Origin of the sequence: Streptomyces sp. NPDC097640 (genome assembly GCF_040302705.1) — a bacterium.
Lineage (GTDB): Bacteria > Actinomycetota > Actinomycetes > Streptomycetales > Streptomycetaceae > Streptomyces.
This window is the reverse complement of sequence record NZ_JBEOSB010000007.1, coordinates 1-19,630: the sequence shown is the minus strand read 5'-3', so window position 1 is coordinate 19,630 and position 19,630 is coordinate 1. Positions and strand designations below refer to the sequence as shown.

Genomic DNA, 19,630 nt, shown 5'->3' with positions numbered 1-19,630 from the left:
CTAACCCGCCAGCTCGTACGCGTAGTCGGGGGAGAAGCTGCCCGCGGCGCCCGCGCAGCCGTCCAGCTCGCCCGGCAGCTTGATCCACAGATAGGCGTCGATGGCCGGGTCGCCGGTGTTCGCGGTCGGGTTCTCGCCCACCTTGCGGCCGTGCGGGTCGCACCAGGCGTTGTCGGGGGCGGGGCCGTTTCCGTTGCGGCTGGTGTCGATGACTGCGGTCAGGCCCGAGCCGCCGAGCTGGCCGAGCACGCTCTTGGCGAAGGCGACCTCGTTCGCGGTGCGGTTGTAGTTGGAGACATTGCTGTAGATGCCGTCGCCGCTGGTCAGCACGCCCGCCGAGCGCAGCCGCGAGGCCTGTACGGAGGCGCTGTTCCACACGGAGTGCCCGGCGTCGAAGTAGACCCGGGCCTTGGGGCTCGCGGCGTGGATGGCGGAGGCGGCCCGGGCGAGCGAGGCGTAGCGGGCGCTCAGCTCGCTCGACGACAGGCAGCTGATGAGCGCGATCGAGTCCGGTTCGAGGATGACGATCGAGGACCCGCTGCCCAGCCCGGCGGCGAAGTTGCGCGCCCACGCGTCGTAGGCGGTGAGGTCGGGGGCGCCGCCCGCGGAGGCGCCGCCGCAGTCGCGGTTGGGGATCATGTACGCGACGAGGACGGGGACCTGGTTCTTGGAGGCGGCCGCGGAGGTCACCTTGCGGACGTCCGCGGTGACGGTGGAGGGGGAGTAGCGGGCGAACCAGACGGCCTGCGGCTGGCTGGCTATTCGCGAGGCTATGCGCGGCTGGCGGGAGTCGCCGGGGTTGGCGGCGACCCACTTGTTGACCTGGGAGTCCGGGTCGGTGAAGAAGCTCGTGTCGGCGGGCAGTTCACCCGCGACGGCTTGGGGCGCATGGCCCGCCCCCACCAGGAATGCGGTGGCGAGCGCGGCGGTCACTAAGGCTCGGGGGAGGCGCACGGTGCATCAGTCCTCTCGGGGGGATACAGGGGACTTTGGTGTTTTCTGTGACGTCAGTTGGCAGAGAGAAACGAGTAGCTCTCCGTGCCTCTGGTTGCCGCCGCCCGCAGGAAGGTTGCCATCGGATTCGACGAGGAACTGAGTGGCGGCGCCCGGCATGACGCGACCCCGCCCGGGGTCCCGGGCGGGGTCGCGTCGGTGAGGGGCGCGGGGCCGCGGCCTAGCGGCGGCCCGCCACCGTCTCCGGCCGGAGTTCGCCCGGTGCCGTCCCCTGCTCGGCACCGGACGCGAGCGGCTCCCCGTGCTCCCGCGCGCCCTCCTCGGCGGTCTTCGCGGTGTCCTCGGCGTCGGGGGCCGCGGCCCGGATGTGCCGCAGGGCGAGGGCCGCCACGACCGCGGCCGCGACCAGGACCAGCACCCCGGCCACCGAGGCCACCCGCATGCCGTGGGTGAACGCCTCGCGCGCCGCGCCCAGCAGCTCGTCCCCGGCCGGACCGGTCAGCCGGCCGGCCACCGCCGTCGCGCCGCCCAGCGTCTCGCGGGCCGCGTCCAGCGCCTCGGAGGGCAGGCCGGACGGCAGGTCGGCGGGCAGCTTGTCGCTCATGTCGTGGCGGTAGACGGCGTTGCCGACGACGCCGAGCAGCGCCATTCCGAGCGCCCCGCCGAACTCCTGGCCCGTCTCCAGCAGGGACGAGGCGGAACCGGCTTTCTCCGCCGGGGCCGCGCCCAGCGCCATGTCGGTGATCAGCGACATCACGGTGACGATGCCCGAGGCAAGGACGCCCGCCGCGATCAGCACGAGCCACAGTGAGTCGGTGCCGGCGAGGGTCAGCAGCCCGAAGCCAGCGGCCGCGACGAGGAATCCGCCGCTGATGACGTACGCCCGGTTCACCTTCTGCGCGATCGCGGCCGACGCGGGTCCGGCGGCGCCCACCACGACGGACGGGAGCAGGCTCCACAGCGCGGCCTCCAGCGGGCTCTTGCCGAGCACCGACTGCAAGTACTGGGTGGTGAAGAGGGCGGAGCCCATCACGGCGAACTGGGCCATGAGGTTGAGCCCGATCGAGGACCCGAAGCCGCGGCTGCGGAAGAGGTCGGGGCTGATCATCGGGTGTGCGTGGGTGCGCTGGCGGTGTACGAAGGCGGCGCCGACCAGTAGCCCGGCCGCGATCCAGGTGGCGCGCGGCCCGCTGAACCCGTGCGCCGCGGCCTCCTTCAGACCGTAGATCACCGGCAGCACCGCGCCCATGGACAGCGGGACGCTCAGCAGGTCGAACTTCCCGGGGGCCGGGTCCTTGAACTCGGGCACCAGGACCGGGGCGAGCACCAGCAGCAGCACCATGGCCGGGAGGTTGACGAGGAAGACCGAGCCCCACCAGAAGTGGGTCAGCATGAACCCGCCCAGCACCGAGCCGAGCGCGACCCCGCCGGCCATGGCGCCGGACCAGATGCCGATCGCGGTGGCGCGCTGCTTCGGGTCCTGGAACAGATTGCGGCTGAGCGCCATGGTCGAGGGCATCAGGGTCGCCCCGCCGATGCCGAGCAGCGCGCGGGCCGCGATCAGCATCTCGGCGCTGTTCGCGTACGCGGCCGCCACCGAGGCGGCGCCGAAGGCCGTGGCGCCGATCATCAGCAGCTTCCGGCGCCCGATCCGGTCGCCGAGCGACCCCATGGTGATGAGCAGCCCGGCGAGGGCGAAGCCGTAGATGTCGAAGATCCACAGCTGCTGGGTGGAGCTGGGGCGCAGCTGCGCGCTGATCTCGGGGAGCGCGAAGTACAGCACCGACACGTCCATGGACACCAGGAGCAGCGGGAGCATCAGCACCGCGAAGGCGGTCCACTCCTTGCGACCGGCCCGGGAGTTGGCGGAAGTCGAAGTCATGCCGAGGACTATACGAACGTCATAAACGTTTGTCTAATACGCTCGTATAAGACGCTCGTCTTGGACGTTTGTATGGGTCTCGGGATAGGGTGGACGGCATGGGACACCGAGAGGATCTGCTGGCGGGGGCCAAGCGCTGCCTGCTGGAAAAGGGCTGGTCACGCACCACCGCGCGGGACATCGTGGCCGCCTCGGGCGCCAATCTGGCGTCCATCGGCTACCACTACGGCTCCAAGGACGCCCTGATGAGAGAGGCCCTGTTCGCGGCCATGGGCGAGTGGGCGGACGACGTGGAGCGGTCCTTGAAGGAAGAGGCCCGCAGCGCCGAGGGCCCGGGCGCCGAGGGCTCCGGCGCCGGCCGGGCGGTGCGGTTCGAGGCGGGATGGACCCGGATGCTCGAACTCTTCGGCAAACACCAGGCGCTGTGGCGAGTGCAGCTCGAGGCGGTCATGCGGGTCGAGGGCGACCCGGAGCTGCGCGCGGCGTTCGGCCAGGCGCAGCCGGAGGGGCGGAAGGGGCTGGTGGCCCTCTTCCACGGGATCCCGGAGGACGAGGTCGACGAGGAGAGCGCGCGGATCCTGGGCTCGTTCTATATGACGCTGGTGGGCGGCATGGCCGTGCAGATGGCCATCGACCCCGACGCCACGCCCCTCGCCGGGGATCTGACCGAGGCGATGCGCCGCATCCTCACCGGCCCGGCAGCCGACCCGGCCGACTGACCCCGCGTCACCCCTGGGCGGGGCGCCGGGCCCGGCGCGGTCGTCCCGCTCGCGGGCGCCGAGGATCTCAGAACTTGCCGCCCTGCTCCTCCGTGCGGTGCCCCAACCGCCTGGAGAACTCCGCGAGGAAGGCCGTGCCGAGCGGTGGCCACCCCCAGAAGTCGAACGCGAGCGCCCCGAGGTCGAAGCCGGAGCCGAACCGCCACTCGGTGACCGGGACGACCGCACCGCACGCGGCGCAGGCCGTGCTTCCCTCGCCGGTCTCCTTCCAGGCGGCGATGGCCTCCCGGAACGGCCGCCAGACCTCGTCGTCCGCCTCGAACTGCTCCGGATAGTCGATGATCACGGTCTTCGTGTCGCACCGCGGGCAGACCGCGGAGTCCGCCTCGTCCTGCCCCTGGCCCCCGACGTAGTAGTCCCGCCCGGCCATGACCGCCACCGGGCCCGGCGGCCACCCCGTCTCCGCGGAACCCTCCACGGCCCGGTCCCAGCGGGGGCCGGGCACATAACCCTCGTCCGCGGTCTGGCTGTACACCCCTTCGCCTGACGTCTCACGGGTGATCACGCCCTCGGCGACCAGCCAGCCGACCATCCGCTCCGCGAGCGCCCCGGCCTCGTCACCGGCCGCCTCCACATCGACGATCCGCTGAAAGTAGTCACCCATCGGCCGCCCCCGTCGCCATCGCCCTCGTCGCACGGGCTTCCCCCGCTTCCCTCCACTGTGACACCCGCCACCGACAGCGGGCCGCGCCCCGGGCGCGGCCCGCCGGTCACAGGCGCGCGGACTTCAGGGCCATGTGCAGCAAAAGCCGGTCCTCACCCGCGTCGAGGTCGAGACCGGTCAGCTGCTCGACGCGGGAGAGCCGGTAGTAGAGCGTCTGCCGGTGGATGCCGAGCGCCTGGGCGGTGCGGCTCGCCTGTCCCGCACAGTCCAGGAACGCCTCCGCGGTACGGGCGAGTTCGGCGTGCGAGGGCGCCAGCAGGGCTCGTACGGCGGGGTCGGGGCCGGTCCGGGCGGGCAGCGCGGCCAGCAGCCGGTACGGGCCGATGGCGGACCACTCCGCGACCGGGCCCAGCCGCGGGTCCGCCCGCGCGGCCCGTGCGGCGGCCAGCGCCTCGGGCCAGGCGGCGGGCAGGTCGTCCAGGCCGCGGCGCGGCTCGCTGACCCCCGCGAACCCTCCGCCCCGCCCGGTCCCCGCGCCGGAGCCGGAGCCGGAGGCGGTGGCCGGAGCGGCCGCTTCCGGGGAGCGCAGGAGGTGTTCGGCCGCGGTACGGGCCGGGTCCAGGGCCGTCGAGGCGCGCAGCCGGACCAGCGCGGCCAGGCTCGTCATCGGCCCGGCCGGAACAGCGGGACCGGCCCCGGCGAGTACACAGACGGCGGCCACCCCGGGCGGGCTGGGCAGCCGGGCGGAGCGGTAATCCACGGCGTCCGCGGCGTCCGCGCCATCCCCCGGGGCCCACGGGGTCACCGCGACGAGCGCCAGCGGCCCGTCGGCCGCCCCGCGCAGCGCGGCGCGCAGTGCCGTGCGCGCGGTGTCGCGGCCGCCCGGCTCCCCGGTGAGCAGATCGCGCAGCATCCGGCCGAGCTCCTCGTCCGCCCTGGCCTCCGACGCCAGCAGCGCCCCGATCCGCGCCGCCGTCTCCATGGCGCGGGCGAGCCGGGGGTCCGGCGGGCCGGCCGGGCCGCCGAGCTCCAGGTCGGACAGATGGCCGTCGTCCAGCAGCCACACATAGCCGTGCACCACGCCCCGGTGGCGCACCGGCAGGCAGATCCGGCCCATGAAGACCCCCGCCCCCGGGTCCGGCGGGATCCGCAGCGGGGCCTGGGCCCGCGCGATGCCGAAGCCCTCGAACCAGGCGCGCACCGCGGCGGTGGACCGGCGCCGCAGGATGGAGCGGGTGCGCACCGGGTCCAGCGCCGGCTCGTCGGCCCCGTCGGCCTCGTCAGCCTCATCGGAGTACCTTCCGCTGTCCTGGGCGCCGAAGGCGATCAGCCCGAAGTCGCGGTTCTCGAGCGTCGCGGGCGCTCCGAGCGCCGCCGAGATCTCGTCCACGAGCTGCTGATAGTCGTCCAGCACCGGTCTCTCTCCTCCTCCCGCCGCTCCGGGTTCCGGCCGTTCTCCCATTCTCATACATCTGTCTGAGATCCCGGACACGGATGCGTGACAGCTGTCGATGGCCCGGGATCCGAGCGATCCTTAAGTTTCACGGTGAGTCAACAAAGCCGTCCGACGGCCGTCATCGTGGAGGTGCCCCGTGCTGGGTCCCGTGCTGCTCGCCGCTTCCCGCAGCGCCGCCATCCGGCGCATCGTCTCGGCCGCCCCGGTCACCCGCCCGACGGTGGACCGGTTCGTCGCGGGCGAGCGCCTCGCCGAGGCCGTCCCGGTCGTACGCGCACTGGCGGACCGCGGCCTGGAGGTGACGCTCGACCACCTGGGCGAGGACATCACCGATCCGGCGGAAGCGCTGCGCAACCGGGACGCCTATCTCGCGCTCACCGAGGCGCTGGCCGCCGAGGGCCTGGCCGGCCGGGCGGAGATGTCGGTGAAGCTGTCCGCCTTCGGGCAGGCGCTGCCCGGCGGCCACGATCTGGCCCTGGCCCATGTGACCCCGGTGGTGGAGGCCGCGGACGCGGCGGGCACCACGGTCACCCTGGACATGGAGGACCACACCACCGTGGACTCCACCCTCGCGATCCTCGCCGAGCTGCGCCGGCGGTTCCCGAAGACCGGCGCGGTCCTCCAGTCGTATCTCTTCCGCACCGAGGACGACTGCCGGGCGCTGGCCGGGGAGGGGTCGCGGGTGCGGCTGGTGAAGGGCGCGTACAAGGAGCCGGCGAGCGTCGCGCACCAGGACAAGCGCGAGGTCGACCTGGCCTATGTGCGCTGTCTGAAGATCCTCATGGCGGGCGAGGGCTACCCGATGATCGGCTCCCACGACCCCCGCATGGTCGCCATCACCCAGGAGCTGGCGCGCCGCCTCGGCCGCAAGCTCGACGAGTACGAGTTCCAGATGCTGTACGGGATCCGCCCGGCCGAGCAGGAGCGGCTCGCTGCCGAGGGGCACCGTATGCGGGTTTACGTCCCGTATGGAACAGACTGGTACGGGTACTTCATGCGGCGCCTCGCGGAGCGCCCCGCGAACCTTGCGTTCTTCCTGCGCTCGCTGGCCGGCCGCCGCTGACCGGCTGGAACGCTCCCCCACCCCCTCACTCAACGACGATCGACCCCGACGCTCGAAGGAGACGAAGGCCACCATGGACGCCGTGACCCAGGTCCCCGTGCCGGTGAACGAGCCGGTGCACACCTACGCCCCCGGCACCCCGGAGCGCGCCCGCCTCGAGACCAGGCTCAAGGAGCTGGCCCAGAACCCCGTCGACCTGCCGATGACCATCGGCGGCGAGAAGCGGATGGGCGGGGGCACGCGCTTCGACGTCGTACAGCCGCACAACCACGCGGCCCGCCTGGGCACCTACGCCAACGCCACCCAGGCCGACGCGCAGGACGCGATCGACGCCGCCCTGGCCGCGGCCCCGGCCTGGCGCGCGCTCGACTTCGACGACCGGGCCGCGATCATCCTCAAGGCCGCCGACCTGCTCTCCGGCCCCTGGCGGGAGACGCTGGCCGCCTCCACCATGCTCGGCCAGTCCAAGACCGCCCAGCAGGCCGAGATCGACACTCCCTGTGAGCTGATCGACTTCTGGCGCTTCAACGTCCACTTCGCCCGCCAGATCCTGGCCGAGCAGCCGATGACCAACTCCCCGGGGGTCTGGAACCGCAGCGACCACCGGCCGCTGGAGGGGTTCGTCTACGCGATCACGCCCTTCAACTTCACCGCCATCGCGGGCAACCTCCCCACCGCCCCCGCCCTGATGGGCAATGTGGTGGTCTGGAAGCCGTCCCCGACGCAGACCCACGCCGCCGTGCTGCTGATGGAGCTGCTGGAGGAGGCGGGGCTGCCCAAGGGCGTGATCAACCTGGTCACCGGCGACGGCAAGGACGTCTCCGAGGTGGCCCTGGCCCACCCGGACCTCGCGGGCATCCACTTCACCGGCTCGACCCGCACCTTCCAGTACCTGTGGAAGACGGTCGGCACCAACATCGAGGCGTACAAGACCTACCCGCGCCTGGTCGGGGAGACCGGCGGCAAGGACTTCATCGTCGCCCACCCGTCGGCCGACCCGAAGGTGCTGAAGACGGCGATGACCCGCGGCGCCTTCGAGTACCAGGGCCAGAAGTGCTCGGCCGCCTCGCGCGCCTACGTCCCGCGCTCGCTGTGGGAGAGCGGCTTCAAGGAGGAGTTCGCGGCCGAGGTCGACGGCCTGACCATGGGCGATGTGACCGACCTCGGGAACTTCATCGGCGCCGTCATCGACGAGCGCGCCTTCGCCAAGTCCAAGGCGGCCATCGACCGGGCGAAGTCCGACCCGACCGTCGAGGTCGTGGCGGGCGGCGGCTACGACGACAGCGAGGGTTACTTCGTCCGCCCGACGGTCCTCGTCTCCACCGACCCGGACAACGAGATCTTCAGGGACGAGTACTTCGGCCCGATCCTCGGGGTGTTCGTCTACGAGGACGCCGAGTACGACGCGATGCTGGCGCAGATGGAGTCGGCGTCGCCGTACGGCCTCACCGGCTGCGTCATCGCCCGGGACCGCGCCGCGGCCGCCGCCACCTGTGAGGCGCTGCGCTTCGCGGCCGGCAACTTCTACATCAACGACAAGCCCACCGGCGCCGTCGTCGGCCAGCAGCCCTTCGGCGGCGGCCGGGCCTCCGGCACCAACGACAAGGCGGGCGCCAAGCAGAACCTGATGCGCTGGACCTCCACCCGCTCCATCAAGGAGACCCTGGTCCCGCCGACCGACTACCGCTACCCGCACATGGGCTGACCCGCCCCGGCCGGCCCCGGTCGAACCCGCTGCTCGAAACCCCTGCTCGAACCCCTGGTCGAGCCGGATGACGGCCGCCTTCCGCGCCCCCGCGCGGACGGCGGCCGTCGCCGTGTGACAAGCCGAAAAGTCATGGACGGGGGAGGCGCGGCGGTGCTAGCGTCTGACAGCCAAGTAGCCGTTATTCACGGCAGTTTACGAAGATAACCAACGAGTAAGCACCTTCTGAACGGCGCGAATACTGGTTGGTCGAGGCCGAACGGGGGTTGGCCTCGACCACCCATGACTCCTGCCTGCGTCTCAGATAGTAGGACGTCCGAGTAATTGTGGGGACAGTCCGGCCCCGAGGCCTTATTTTTGTGGAAGCCGAACGTCTCGCTCCATCGAGCGATGGCGGCCGCGGCCGGTGCGCATGCGCAGGTGACCCCTGCCGCACTCAAGGCCCCCGCCCCTCCGGCATCTTCCGCAGCACCTGCTTGGGACACAGGGAGACGCGATCATGGCTGAGACGGCCCGCCGCAGGACCCGCAGCAAGACCGACAACACCGACCGCAAGAACGCCGCCGCCGCGCTCCAGCGCGCGCTCGACCGCCGCGACAACGGCGGCGCCACCGGGCACTGACGCCGGTCACCGCCCCGGCGTGCGCACCACCTCGAAGTGGTCCACGCGCTCGCCCGACTCGGCGAGCGTGGTGACCTCCAGCTTCGGGTTGGGGCCCGGATCCACCTTCACCACGAGGAACGAGAAGCCGGTGTAGCGCACCCGCGACCACTCCACCGATTCCTTGCTCTTCGACCCGTCCTTCGCCCAGTGGTAGCTGTTCACCTCGTCGAGGTCCTTCACCTGGCCCTCGTAGCTGTCGGGCACCGGGAACTCGTACAGCCGCGCCCCGGCGCCGCCGGCCGTGGCGTAGACGATGCCGTCGCGCACCGCGTCGGCGCTGCCGCCGATCGGGACCTGCTTGGCGGCTTTGCCGCCGCGGATGGCGTCGGTGCGCTCGTAGACGTGGTTGTGGCCGTTGATGACCAGGTCCACCTGGTGCTTCTCGAACAGCGGCACCCAGGTGTCGCGCACCCCGCCGTCCGAGGCGTGGGCGCTGGTGGTCGAGAAGGCGCAGTGGTGGAAGAAGACCACGACGAAGTCGATGCCGGGCTGCGCGCGCAGTTCCCCGAGCCTCCGGTCCAGCCAGCGCGTCTGCTCCCCTCCCGTGTAGCCGGTGTTGGGGGTGATCTCGTAGCTGACGTCGTTGGCGTCCAGCGCGACGACGCCCACATTGGCGTAGGTGAAGGAGTAGGCCCCGGGCGCCTTGCGCGGATCGGGGCCGTTGTCGGGGAGCGTCCAGCGGGCCAGCTGGCCGCCGTAGCCGTCGGGGGAGTACCAGGCCTCCATGTCGTGGTTGCCGGTGGTCACCATCCACGGCACGCTCGCCGCGACCGAGTCGGTCTGGGCGAGGAAGGAGTCCCACACCCGGGCGTCGTACACGTCCGAGGCCGAGCCGTGGCCGCTGGTGTCCGCGTAGCACAGGTCCCCGGCGTGCAGATGGAAGGAGGGGTCCTGGCCGAGCAGCAGCTGGTCGTTGGCGAGCGCGTCATAGCTGACGCCCTGGTCGCCGAAGGCGGTGAAGACGAAGGACTCGGCCTTCTCGGGGGCCGTGCGGAACGTCCCGAGGGCCGAGAAGCGGCGGGGGTCGGCCGGGTCGAAGCCGTCGTGGCCGACGCCGTAGTAGTAGGTGACGCCGGGCCGCAGGCCGTCCAGGGCGGCGTGCAGGTAGTACTGGTCGACGGCCGGGAGCTTGGCGGTGAGCGAGGGCGTGTGCAGCGGGCGCACCTCGGCCTCGATCTTCTGGCTCAGCTCCCAGGGCTGGAGGCCGATCCGCACATACGGGGCCTTGACGGCGAGAGGGACCTGCCAGGAGATCCGCATCTGCGTCCTGGGGTCGGCGCCGAAGGCGAGATGGCGGCCGAAGGGCGCGACCAGCGAGCCGTCCACCTTCCGCGACACCGGGCCGGCGAGCAGGGTCGGCGACGGCCGCCTCTCCACGGCGCTCGCCGACCCGGTGAGCAGCCCCGCCCCCGCCACCGTGCCCGCCGCCGCGACGCCGCCGCGCAGCGCCCCGCGCCGGGAGAGCCTGGTCCGCAGATACTCGTGCTGCTCGGCCATCGTCATCCGGCGCGCCAGGCGCTCGGGAATGCCGACCCGCGGGACATCGGAGGAGGTGGGGGGCGTGCCCCGGGAGAAGTCAGCCATGTGCCGGAATCTGCCCCTGAAAGGCGACTTCACGCGGTACACAGGGTGAACGTGAGCCATCCGGATGAGCATCCGTCCACATGTCGGACGTTCAATGTCATTGATTGGGACGAGGGGTAGGGTCCCGGTATGTCTCGCAGCATTCGCCTCGCAGTGATCCCCGGTGACGGTATCGGCCAGGAAGTCGTGGCCCAGGGCCTCAAGGTCCTTGACGCCGTCCTCCCTCAGGACGTGAAGCTGGAGACCCAGGAGTACGACCTCGGCGCCCGGCGCTGGCACGCGACCGGCGAGACCCTGCCGGACGCGGAGCTCGAGTCGCTGAAGAACCACGACGCGATCCTGCTCGGCGCCATCGGCGACCCGTCGGTGCCCTCGGGCGTGCTGGAGCGCGGGCTGCTGCTCAAGCTGCGCTTCGCCTTCGACCACTACGTCAATCTGCGTCCGTCGAAGCTGTTCCCGAACACCGCCACCCCGCTGGCCGGCCGCCCCGACATCGACTTCGTCGTCGTCCGCGAGGGCACCGAGGGCCCGTACGTGGGCAACGGCGGCTCGCTGCGCACCGGCACCCCGGCCGAGGTGGCCACCGAGGTCAGCCTGAACACCGCGTACGGCGTGGAGCGGGTGGTGCGCGACGCGTACGCCCGGGCCGCCGCCCGGCCGCGCAAGAAGCTCACCCTCGTGCACAAGAACAATGTCCTGGTGCACGCGGGCCACCTGTGGAAGAACATCTTCGACCAGGTCGGCACGGAGTTCCCCGAGGTCACCACCGACTATCTGCACGTCGACGCCGCGACGATCTTCTTCGTCACCCAGCCCGAGCGGTTCGACGTGATCGTCACCGACAACCTCTTCGGTGACATCCTCACGGACCTGGCCGCCGCCGTCACCGGTGGCATCGGGCTCGCCGCGAGCGGCAACATCAACCCCTCCGGCACCTTCCCGTCGATGTTCGAGCCGGTCCACGGCTCCGCGCCGGACATCGCGGGCACCGGCAAGGCCGACCCGACCGCGACCGTGCTGTCGGTGGCCCTGCTGCTCCAGCACCTCGGATACGAGGCCGAGGCGGCCCGTATCGAGACCGCCGTCGCCCAGGACCTCGCGGAGCGCAGTGGCGACACGCCGCGCACCACCGACGAGATCGGCGACGCGCTCGCCGCACGAGTATCGGGCTGACCCCAGCCTCTGCCCACGCGCGGCTGGGTGCGACCATCGACCTTGGGCCGCGCTGACGCACGCACCTCTTCCCCGGCCCCACTCCGAGCGATAATCGGACGTGGGGCCGTCGCGTGAGAGGAAGCTCGGACGTCCTAGTACCTCCGGGTACCGGGGCGCCGCGGGCGCGGTCCGCTACAACCAACGGTGAAGGACTACCACTCATGACGACGCCCACGATCGAGCTCAAGCCCTCCGCACACCCCCTCTCCGACGAGGAGCGGGAGCGGATCCTGGCCAACCCCGGCTTCGGCCGCCACTTCACCGACCACATGGTGACCGTCAAGTGGACCGAGGGGCGCGGCTGGCACGACGCCCAGCTCGTGCCGTACGCGCCCCTCTCGCTCGATCCGGCCAACATGACCCTCCACTACGCCCAGACGATCTTCGAGGGGCTCAAGGCGTACCGCCAGCCCGACGGCGGCGTGGCCACCTTCCGCCCCGAGGAGAACGCCGAGCGCTTCCGCGCCTCCGCGCGCCGCATGGGCATGCCCGAGCTGCCCGTCGAGACCTTCATCGCGGCCTGCGACGCGCTGGTCACCCAGGACCGGGCGTGGGTGCCGGCCAGCGGCGAGGAGTCGCTCTATCTGCGGCCCTTCATGTTCGCGACCGAGGTGGGCCTCGGCGTGCGGCCGGCGAACGAGTACCTCTTCATGGTCATCGCCTCCCCGGCCGGGGCCTACTTCCCCGGCGGGGTCAAGCCGGTCTCCGTGTGGCTCTCCGAGGAGTATGTGCGCGCCGCCCCCGGCGGCACCGGCGCCGCCAAGACGGGCGGCAACTACGCCGCCTCGCTGGTCGCCCAGGCGCAGGCCGCCGAGCAGGGCTGCGACCAGGTGGTCTGGCTGGACGCGATCGAGCGCCGCTGGATCGAGGAGATGGGCGGCATGAACCTGTACTTCGTGTACGGGGACCGCATCCTGACCCCCGAGCTGTCCGGCTCGCTGCTGCCGGGCATCACCCGCGCCTCGCTGCTGCGGATCGCCGCCGACCTGGGATACGAGGTCTCCGAGGGCCGGATCTCCGTCGACGACTGGCGGGAGGGCAACGCGGACGGCAGCCTCACCGAGGTCTTCGCCTGCGGCACGGCCGCCGTCATCACCCCCGTCGGCTCGGTCAAGTCCGCCCGCGCGAGCTGGACGGTGGCCGACGGTCGGCCGGGCGAGGTGACGATGAAGCTGCGCAAGGCGCTGCTGGACATCCAGACCGGCGCCGCCCCGGACACCCACGGCTGGATGCACCGCCTGGGCTGACGCGGGGAGCCGGGCGCCGGGCCCGCCGCGGCAGCGGCTGATGTCACAGCCGGAAGGGTGAGACGGGTCGACGTCGTGTACGGCGTCGGCCCCTCCGAACGCGATTCCGAGCCGCGATCCCGACCCGGGTGCGCGTTCGCGCGCCGGCCCGCATTTTGAGACGGAAGGGAGCGCGGGGGCGGAGTGTGCCAAACTGCCCCCGTGCTCACGTTCGCCATGATTATTGGCAGCAGGCGCGCCGGTCCGCAGTGACCGCCCCGTACGACCAGGTACGGCGCGACCACCGTGTCCCCAGACCCGCGCGCAGACCTCTCGCACCCGCGAGGGGTCTTTTCGTTTTCCGGACCACCCCGCCGGACGCGGAGCGCGAGGGATCATAGGAGGGCGCGGAACCGGTTATTCCGGTAGACCGAGATCGATCCCACAGGAGCCAGACCACCATGAAGGACCTGCCCGACGACAGCCTCCATGTCTTCGACACCACGCTGCGCGACGGCGCGCAGCGCGAGGGCATCAACCTCACCGTCGCGGACAAGCTGACCATCGCCCGTCACCTCGACGACTTCGGCGTGGGCTTCATCGAGGGCGGCTGGCCCGGCGCCAACCCGCGCGACACGGAGTTCTTCGCCCGGGCCCGTGCCGAGATCGACTTCAGGCACGCACAGCTGGTCGCGTTCGGCGCCACCCGCAAGGCGGGCGTCCGGGCCGCGGACGACCCCCAGGTCCAGGCGCTCCTCGATTCCCAGGCCCAGGTGATCACGCTGGTGGCCAAGTCCCACGACCGCCATGTGGAACTCGCCCTGCGCACCACGCTGGAGGAGAACCTGGAGATGGTCCGGGACACCGTCTCCCATCTGCGCGCCCAGGGCCGCCGGGTGTTCGTCGACTGCGAGCACTTCTTCGACGGCTACCGCGCCAACCCCGGCTACGCCAAGCAGGTCGTCAGCGCCGCCCATGAGGCGGGCGCCGATGTGGTCGTGCTCTGCGACACCAACGGCGGCATGCTCCCGGCCCAGATCGACGCCGTGGTCCGTACCGTCCTGGCCGACACCGGAGCCCGGCTGGGCATCCACGCCCAGGACGACACCGGCTGCGCCGTCGCCAACACCCTGGCCGCCGTGGACGCGGGCGCCACCCATGTCCAGTGCACCGCCAACGGCTACGGCGAGCGGGTCGGCAACGCCAACCTCTTCCCGGTGGTGGCAGCCCTGGAGCTCAAGTACGGCCGCACGGTCCTGCCCGCCGGCGCGCTGGCCGAGATGACCCGCATCTCGCACGCCATCGCCGAGGTGGTCAATCTCACCCCCTCGACCCACCAGCCCTACGTCGGCGTCTCGGCCTTCGCGCACAAGGCCGGGCTGCACGCCTCCGCGATCAAGGTGGACCCGGACCTCTACCAGCACATCGACCCCGAGCTGGTCGGCAACACCATGCGGATGCTGGTGTCGGACATGGCGGGGCGGGCGTCGGTCGAGCTCAAGGGCAAGGAGCTGGGCATCGACCTCGGCGGCGACCGGGAGCTGGTCGGCCGCGTCGTGGCGCGGGTCAAGGAGCGCGAGCTCGCGGGCTACACCTACGAGGCCGCCGACGCCTCCTTCGAACTGCTGCTGCACGAGGAGGTGGAGGGGCGGCCCCGCCGCTACTTCACCGTCGAGTCCTGGCGGGCCATCGTCGAGGACCGCCCCGACGGCACCCACGCCAACGAGGCGACGGTCAAGCTCCGGGCCAAGGGCGAGCGCATCGTCTCCACGGCCGAGGGCAACGGCCCGGTCAACGCGCTGGACCGGGCGCTGCGTCTGGGCCTGGAGCGCATCTACCCGCAGCTGGCCACGATGGAGCTGGTGGACTACAAGGTGCGCATCCTGGAGGGCAAGGGCGGTACGGAGTCCACGACGCGGGTGCTGGTCTCGACGACGGACGGCAAGGGCGAGTGGTCGACGGTGGGCGTCGGGGAGAACGTGATCGCGGCCTCGTGGCAGGCGCTCGACGACGCGTACGCCTACGGGCTGCTGAAGGCAGGCGTGGAGCCGCAGGAGTAGCCGGGCGGCAGGTGGTTCGCGGCCCCGGCAGAGCCTTGGGGGTGTAGCTCTGCCGGGGCCGTTGCGTTGAAGTTATGTTGAATCTTCAACGGGACTAGCCTAACTCCATTCTCCGCGAACACAAAATCTTCCGAAAATCGTCACGAGTGTTCACCGGAGAAGGTTGGCGACGCGCGTAGAAGTTCGGCAGGCTGTCTCACTCGCACGGCACGCTCCACCTGCACAGCCGCACCGTCCACAGCACGGCCCACAGCAGGAGGTCCCATGAAGCTCCGGTCCGTCGGCAGCTCCGCCGTCACGGCCCTCGTCCTCGTCCTCGGCGTCCTCTTCGCCCCCGGAGTCGGTGTGATCAGCAGCGCCGGGGAGGCGTTCGCGGTCACCAAGATCAGCCACTCCCAGGCCACCTCGATGTTCCGCTCCAGCGGTATCACCTGGTCCTCCTCCGGAGGCTGCTCGGACCGGAACAACGCCACCTGTACCTCCTTCGAACAGCTCAACCTGCCGACCGCGCAGGGGGCCCAGACCCTCAAGAGCGCCAGCGGCTGCGCCCTGAACATCACCGGCGGCACCGAGACCGGGCACGCGAGCGGCACCTACAGCCACTGGAACGGCTACAAGCTCGACTACGCCCTCAACAGCTGCGTCACCAACTACATCACCGGTAACTTCGCCTACATCGGCCTGCGCAGCGACGGCGCCAAGCAGTACAAGTCCAACTCGGGCAACATCTACGCCCTCGAGGGCAACCACTGGGACGTCATCTACTACAACTGCGGCGGCTGCTGACCCGCGCCCCGGCCGGGCGCGCCCATCCGGGTGGACCTGTCCGCCGCCCCCGGGCGTGCCCGAGCGGGGTTTGTGGGGTGCCGACAGCGGTGATTGCCCAGGGGCGCGTACAGTGGCAGGAAATCCGCTGTCCAGTTCTGTTCTGCCTACCCACCAAAACGCGCCCGACGTTGTATGGAATTGACATGCGTCTCGGGGGGTCCGGGAACGTACCGTCATTGCATGACCAATCTCGAAGGTGCGCCCGATGAGGCGAGCGACGTCCGCGGGCGTGTCGCCGAGCTGCACGCGATCCGCGAGCAGGCTCGGCGCGGCCCGAGCGAGCGGGCGACCGAGGCCCAGAAGGCCAAGGGGAAGCTGACGGCCCGCGAACGGATCGATCTGCTCCTGGACGAGGGGTCCTTCAACGAGGTCGAGCCGCTGCGACGGCACCGCGCGAGCGGGTTCGGGCTCGAGGCGAAGCGGCCCTACACCGACGGTGTCGTCACGGGCTGGGGGACCGTACACGGCCGGACCGTGTTCGTGTACGCACACGACTTCCGGATCTTCGGCGGGGCCCTCGGGGAGGCCCACGCCACCAAGATCCACAAGATCATGGACATGGCCATCTCGGCCGGGGCGCCGCTGGTGTCCCTCAACGACGGTGCCGGCGCCCGCATCCAGGAGGGCGTCTCGGCGCTCGCCGGCTACGGCGGCATCTTCCAGCGCAACACCAAGGCGTCCGGCGTCATCCCGCAGATCAGCGTGATGCTCGGCCCGTGCGCGGGCGGCGCGGCCTACTCCCCGGCGCTCACTGACTTCGTCTTCATGGTCCGCGAGACCTCGCAGATGTTCATCACGGGACCGGACGTGGTCCAGGCGGTGACCGGCGAGAAGGTCACCCAGAACGGACTGGGCGGCGCGGATGTGCACGCCGAGACCTCGGGCGTGTGCCACTTCGCGTACGACGACGAGGAGAGCTGCCTGGAGGAGGTGCGCTACCTCCTGTCGCTGCTGCCGCAGAACAACCGCGAGAACCCGCCGGTCGTCGAGTCCGACGACCCGGCCGACCGGCGCGGCGAGACGCTGCTCGACCTCGTCCCGGCCGACGGCAACCGCCCGTACGACATGCGCAAGGTCATCGAGGAGATCGTCGACGACGGCGAGTACCTGGAGGTCCACGAGCGCTGGGCGACCAACATCATCTGCGCCCTGTCCCGGCTGGACGGCCAGGTGGTGGGCATCATCGCCAACCAGCCGCAGTCGCTGGCCGGTGTGCTGGACATCGAGGCGTCGGAAAAGTCCGCCCGCTTCATCCAGATGTGCGACGCCTTCAACATCCCGCTGATCACGCTGCTGGACGTGCCCGGCTTCCTGCCCGGCGTGGACCAGGAGCACGGCGGGATCATCCGGCACGGCGCCAAGATGCTGTACGCGTACTGCAACGCCACCGTGCCGCGGATCTCGGTCATCCTGCGCAAGGCCTACGGCGGCGCCTACATCGTCATGGACTCCCAGTCCATCGGCGCCGACCTGACCTACGCCTGGCCGACGAACGAGATCGCGGTGATGGGCGCCGAGGGCGCCGCCAACGTGATCTTCCGCCGGCAGATCGCCGGGGCCGACGACCCCGAGGCCATGCGCGCCCGCATGGTCAAGGAGTACAAGTCCGAGCTGATGCACCCGTACTACGCCGCCGAGCGCGGCCTGGTCGACGACGTCATCGACCCCGTGGAGACCCGCGAGGTCCTCATCAGGTCCCTGGCGATGCTGCGCAACAAGCACGCCGACCTGCCGTCCCGCAAGCACGGCAACCCGCCGCAGTAACGCGAGCATTGGAGACGAAGCCACCGTGAGCAGTTCACAGGACATCGCCGATAACCCCGCCGATACCGCCGTCGGCACCGCCACTCTCGTCCGCGTCGAGAAGGGCCACGCCGACGCCGAGGAGCTCGCCGCCGTCACCGCGGTGCTCCTGGCCCGCGCGGCCGCGGGTGCCGTCCACCGCCGCTCGCCGGGCCGCACCGGCCGCAGCGCGGCGGGCTGGCGCCGACTGGAGCGCCAGCGGGGCTTCCGCGCCCCGAACAGCTGGCAGGGCTGAGCCCCCGGCGAAGCGAGCCCGGCAGGCACAGTCCCGACCGCGGCCCGAAGCGCACAAATCCCCCGCTCTCCCGGAGAGCGGGGGATTTGTGCGTTCGGCGGCGGGCGCCGCCGACGCTGTACGTCGCTATCGCAAACGCGCCATCAGGGCGTGTTCCACGAGCGTGATGAGTGCGCTCTTGGCCTCGCTGCGGTGGCGGGCGTCCGTGATGATGATCGGCGCGTCCGGGCCGATCTGGAGCGCTTCCCGCACCTCTTCGGGGGTGTAGGGCTGGTGTCCGTCGAAGCCGTTGAGGGCGATGACGAAGGGCAGTCCGGAGTTCTCGAAGTAGTCGACGGCGGGGAAGCAGTCGGCGAGGCGCCGGGTGTCGACGAGGACGACGGCGCCGATGGCGCCGCGGACCAGGTCGTCCCACATGAACCAGAAGCGGTCCTGGCCGGGCGTGCCGAACAGGTACAGGATCAGGTCCTGGTCGAGCGTAATACGGCCGAAGTCCATGGCCACCGTGGTGGTGGTCTTGTCCGGCGCGTGGGTGAGATCGTCGATCCCCGCGGAGGCGGAGGTCATCACGGCTTCGGTGCGCAGCGGGTTGATCTCCGAGACCGCGCCTACAAACGTGGTCTTGCCCACGCCGAAGCCGCCCGCCACCACGATTTTCGCGGAGGTGGTGGAGCGGGCTGCACCGCTAGAGCTTGCGAAGTCCACTGAGCACCCTTTCGAGCAGTGTCACGTCAGGCTGGCCGCCGGCGGACTCGTCGCCGCCGGGCTGATGGATGGCGACGAGCCCGGCCTCGGCCAGGTCGGCTACGAGGATCCGGGCGACGCCGAGGGGAATGGTCAGGAGTGCGGAGATCTCGGCGACCGACTTGATCTCGCGGCACAGGTGGCAGATCCGCTGGTGCTCGGGCAGCTGGCCCTGGAGCTGGGCGGGGTCCGCCGTGGTGGAGACGAGCGCCTCGATGGCGAGCTGGTACCGGGGCCGGGTCCGGCCACCGGTCATGGCGTACGGGCGCACCAGCGGGTTGTGTCCGGTGGCCGGGGAGGACGGCTCCGGGTGCCGCACGGGCGGCGCGGGCCGGTTGCGCGGCTGATGCGACTGGTGCGACTGGTGCGACTGAGGTTCGCCGGACAGGCCCGCCGAGCCGACGGGCGGGGCGTAGGAGGGCGCGTACGGCTGCTGGACGGGCTGCGGATGCGGGGTCAGGGGTTGTGCCTCCTGAGCCTGGTGAACGGGCTCCTGAGGCGCCGCAGGGGCCTGCCCGGCCGTACGGGCCTGACGGCTTGGCGTGGAGGGGAAGTTGAAGCGCTTCAACGGGGCGTCGCCGTGCGGCTCTGCCTGTTGCCCATGGCCGTACGGATATCCACCGGGGGGCGTTGCCACGTGTCCTCCTCCAACTCGCCTGTCTGCCGGTCGCGCCACCGCACCCTAACGGCGCGGTGGCGCGAAACGCATCTTTGTGTTTGCTAGTTGAGAAGACTGCCTTGCAGTTCGGCGCGGAGGTCCGGGGTGAGGACGGTGCCCGCGCGGTCGACCAGCAGGGCCATCTCGTAGCCCACGAGGCCGATGTCGCA

General features: G+C 71.2%; 17 protein-coding genes and 1 pseudogene. 10 read left to right on the top strand and 8 right to left on the bottom strand.

The genetic code is table 11. The features are described from left to right. On the bottom strand, nucleotides 1-954 hold the full coding sequence (locus tag ABTY62_RS12430) for a glycoside hydrolase family 6 protein (protein ID WP_352129379.1): 954 nt from the start codon (nucleotides 952-954) through the stop codon (nucleotides 1-3). Nucleotides 955-1,174: 220 nt separating this feature from the next. Further along, nucleotides 1,175-2,836: an MFS transporter gene (locus ABTY62_RS12425; protein ID WP_352129378.1), complete on the bottom strand. Its 1,662-nt coding sequence runs from the start codon at nucleotides 2,834-2,836 to the stop codon at nucleotides 1,175-1,177. Nucleotides 2,837-2,934: 98 nt separating this feature from the next. Here ABTY62_RS12425 and ABTY62_RS12420 point away from each other — a divergent pair, with 98 nt between their 5' ends. Continuing rightward, the gene (locus ABTY62_RS12420; protein ID WP_352129377.1) at nucleotides 2,935-3,555 is read left to right on the top strand and encodes a TetR/AcrR family transcriptional regulator; all 621 of its coding nucleotides are present in this window, start codon (nucleotides 2,935-2,937) and stop codon (nucleotides 3,553-3,555) included. A gap of 67 nt (nucleotides 3,556-3,622) precedes the next feature. Here ABTY62_RS12420 and ABTY62_RS12415 read toward each other — a convergent pair whose 3' ends face one another. Both ABTY62_RS12415 and ABTY62_RS12410 read right to left on the bottom strand, forming a co-directional pair. Further along, on the bottom strand, nucleotides 3,623-4,219 hold the full coding sequence (locus ABTY62_RS12415; protein WP_352129376.1) for a hypothetical protein: 597 nt from the start codon (nucleotides 4,217-4,219) through the stop codon (nucleotides 3,623-3,625). Between the two features lie 106 nt (nucleotides 4,220-4,325). Then, nucleotides 4,326-5,633 carry a PucR family transcriptional regulator gene (locus tag ABTY62_RS12410; RefSeq protein ID WP_352129375.1) on the bottom strand — a complete coding sequence of 436 codons (1,308 nt, stop codon included), beginning with the start codon at nucleotides 5,631-5,633 and terminating at the stop codon, nucleotides 4,326-4,328. Between the two features lie 178 nt (nucleotides 5,634-5,811). Between ABTY62_RS12410 and ABTY62_RS12405 the strand changes: the two genes are divergently transcribed. The 3 genes from ABTY62_RS12405 to ABTY62_RS12395 all read left to right on the top strand — a co-directional run bounded on the left by ABTY62_RS12405 (nucleotide 5,812) and on the right by ABTY62_RS12395 (nucleotide 9,065). Then, the gene (locus ABTY62_RS12405; protein WP_352129374.1) at nucleotides 5,812-6,738 is read left to right on the top strand and encodes a proline dehydrogenase family protein; all 927 of its coding nucleotides are present in this window, start codon (nucleotides 5,812-5,814) and stop codon (nucleotides 6,736-6,738) included. A gap of 73 nt (nucleotides 6,739-6,811) precedes the next feature. Further along, on the top strand, nucleotides 6,812-8,443 hold the full coding sequence (gene pruA, locus ABTY62_RS12400) for an L-glutamate gamma-semialdehyde dehydrogenase (protein WP_352129373.1): 1,632 nt from the start codon (nucleotides 6,812-6,814) through the stop codon (nucleotides 8,441-8,443). A 499-nt stretch (nucleotides 8,444-8,942) separates the two neighbouring features. After that, entirely contained in the window at nucleotides 8,943-9,065 is a 123-nt protein-coding gene (locus ABTY62_RS12395; protein ID WP_352129372.1) for a hypothetical protein, read from the top strand. A 6-nt stretch (nucleotides 9,066-9,071) separates the two neighbouring features. On the opposite strand, the gene ABTY62_RS12390 is transcribed toward ABTY62_RS12395, so the two are convergent. Next, entirely contained in the window at nucleotides 9,072-10,691 is a 1,620-nt protein-coding gene (locus tag ABTY62_RS12390; RefSeq protein WP_352129371.1) for a purple acid phosphatase family protein, read from the bottom strand. Nucleotides 10,692-10,820: 129 nt separating this feature from the next. Here ABTY62_RS12390 and ABTY62_RS12385 point away from each other — a divergent pair, with 129 nt between their 5' ends. The 6 genes from ABTY62_RS12385 (at nucleotide 10,821) to ABTY62_RS12360 (ending at nucleotide 18,058) form a co-directional block, all read left to right on the top strand. Beyond that, a complete protein-coding gene (locus ABTY62_RS12385) occupies nucleotides 10,821-11,864 on the top strand; it encodes a 3-isopropylmalate dehydrogenase (protein WP_352129370.1) in 1,044 nt (347 codons plus the stop codon). A 203-nt stretch (nucleotides 11,865-12,067) separates the two neighbouring features. Next, nucleotides 12,068-13,153 (top strand): branched-chain amino acid aminotransferase, encoded by a 1,086-nt coding sequence (locus ABTY62_RS12380; RefSeq protein WP_352129369.1) that lies wholly within the window; start codon nucleotides 12,068-12,070, stop codon nucleotides 13,151-13,153. 440 nt (nucleotides 13,154-13,593) lie between these two features. Further along, nucleotides 13,594-15,192: a citramalate synthase gene (gene cimA, locus ABTY62_RS12375; protein WP_311730706.1), complete on the top strand. Its 1,599-nt coding sequence runs from the start codon at nucleotides 13,594-13,596 to the stop codon at nucleotides 15,190-15,192. 264 nt (nucleotides 15,193-15,456) lie between these two features. Beyond that, nucleotides 15,457-15,978, top strand: coding sequence for a hypothetical protein (locus ABTY62_RS12370; RefSeq protein WP_311730705.1), 522 nt, complete (start codon nucleotides 15,457-15,459; stop codon nucleotides 15,976-15,978). Between the two features lie 222 nt (nucleotides 15,979-16,200). After that, nucleotides 16,201-17,784 carry an acyl-CoA carboxylase subunit beta gene (locus ABTY62_RS12365; protein WP_311730704.1) on the top strand — a complete coding sequence of 528 codons (1,584 nt, stop codon included), beginning with the start codon at nucleotides 16,201-16,203 and terminating at the stop codon, nucleotides 17,782-17,784. A gap of 25 nt (nucleotides 17,785-17,809) precedes the next feature. Then, nucleotides 17,810-18,058 (top strand): acyl-CoA carboxylase subunit epsilon, encoded by a 249-nt coding sequence (locus ABTY62_RS12360; RefSeq protein WP_311730703.1) that lies wholly within the window; start codon nucleotides 17,810-17,812, stop codon nucleotides 18,056-18,058. A gap of 126 nt (nucleotides 18,059-18,184) precedes the next feature. On the opposite strand, the gene ABTY62_RS12355 is transcribed toward ABTY62_RS12360, so the two are convergent. The 3 genes and pseudogenes from ABTY62_RS12355 to ABTY62_RS12345 all read right to left on the bottom strand — a co-directional run. Further along, nucleotides 18,185-18,763, bottom strand: a complete 579-nt coding sequence (locus tag ABTY62_RS12355) for a GTP-binding protein (protein WP_078610434.1) — start codon at nucleotides 18,761-18,763, stop codon at nucleotides 18,185-18,187. After that, nucleotides 18,744-19,439: a DUF742 domain-containing protein gene (locus ABTY62_RS12350; RefSeq protein WP_352129368.1), complete on the bottom strand. Its 696-nt coding sequence runs from the start codon at nucleotides 19,437-19,439 to the stop codon at nucleotides 18,744-18,746. Before ABTY62_RS12350 ends, ABTY62_RS12355 begins: the two co-directional genes overlap by 20 nt. A gap of 83 nt (nucleotides 19,440-19,522) precedes the next feature. Beyond that, nucleotides 19,523-19,630 (bottom strand): annotated as a pseudogene (locus ABTY62_RS12345) (roadblock/LC7 domain-containing protein); the annotation flags it as partial.

Bases quoted from the DNA above. Each gene is read 5' to 3' on its own strand.
- ABTY62_RS12425 (WP_352129378.1), bottom strand. From the start codon at position 2,836: ATGACTTCGACTTCCGCCAACTCCCGGGCCGGTCGCAAGGAGTGGACC.
- ABTY62_RS12420 (WP_352129377.1), top strand. From the start codon at position 2,935: ATGGGACACCGAGAGGATCTGCTGGCGGGGGCCAAGCGCTGCCTGCTG.
- ABTY62_RS12415 (WP_352129376.1), bottom strand. From the start codon at position 4,219: ATGGGTGACTACTTTCAGCGGATCGTCGATGTGGAGGCGGCCGGTGAC.
- pruA (WP_352129373.1), top strand. From the start codon at position 6,812: ATGGACGCCGTGACCCAGGTCCCCGTGCCGGTGAACGAGCCGGTGCAC.
- ABTY62_RS12395 (WP_352129372.1), top strand. From the start codon at position 8,943: ATGGCTGAGACGGCCCGCCGCAGGACCCGCAGCAAGACCGACAACACC.
- ABTY62_RS12390 (WP_352129371.1), bottom strand. From the start codon at position 10,691: ATGGCTGACTTCTCCCGGGGCACGCCCCCCACCTCCTCCGATGTCCCG.
- ABTY62_RS12385 (WP_352129370.1), top strand. From the start codon at position 10,821: ATGTCTCGCAGCATTCGCCTCGCAGTGATCCCCGGTGACGGTATCGGC.
- ABTY62_RS12380 (WP_352129369.1), top strand. From the start codon at position 12,068: ATGACGACGCCCACGATCGAGCTCAAGCCCTCCGCACACCCCCTCTCC.
- cimA (WP_311730706.1), top strand. From the start codon at position 13,594: ATGAAGGACCTGCCCGACGACAGCCTCCATGTCTTCGACACCACGCTG.
- ABTY62_RS12370 (WP_311730705.1), top strand. From the start codon at position 15,457: ATGAAGCTCCGGTCCGTCGGCAGCTCCGCCGTCACGGCCCTCGTCCTC.
- ABTY62_RS12365 (WP_311730704.1), top strand. From the start codon at position 16,201: ATGACCAATCTCGAAGGTGCGCCCGATGAGGCGAGCGACGTCCGCGGG.